The organism is Faecalibacterium sp. DFI.5.82 (assembly GCF_029076575.1).
Lineage (GTDB): Bacteria > Bacillota > Clostridia > Oscillospirales > Ruminococcaceae > Faecalibacterium > Faecalibacterium duncaniae.
In genome coordinates this window covers 1-300 of sequence record NZ_JARFIS010000794.1, presented here as the reverse complement: position 1 = coordinate 300, position 300 = coordinate 1, and the positions used below count along the sequence as shown (strand labels likewise).

Sequence of the window (300 nt, the reverse complement as noted above, 5' to 3'; positions counted from 1 at the left end):
TGAAGCCCGCGCTCATCCGGTTGGTCGACGCATTCTTGATGTCGATCTCGGTGTGGGCCACGTACAGGTCACCGCAGAGGATGACCGGCTTTTTCGCGTCCAGCTCCAGCAGGTAGGCCCGGAACGCATCCTCCCAGGTCAAGCGGTAGTCCAGCCGCTTCAGGCCGTCCTGACTGTTGGGCGTGTTGCAGTTGTCCAGATAGAAGCCGGGATATTCCAGCGTCAGCACCCGGCCCTCGTGGTCGTGCTCCTCCCTGCCGATGCAGGTGGTCACGGCCAGCGGGGCCGTTTTGCACCAGC

The 300-nt window shown here is 63.3% G+C and carries 1 pseudogene; it reads right to left on the bottom strand.

The annotated features are described in order from the left end of the window. Positions 1-300: pseudogene (locus tag P0G09_RS18935) on the bottom strand (exodeoxyribonuclease III); the annotation flags it as partial.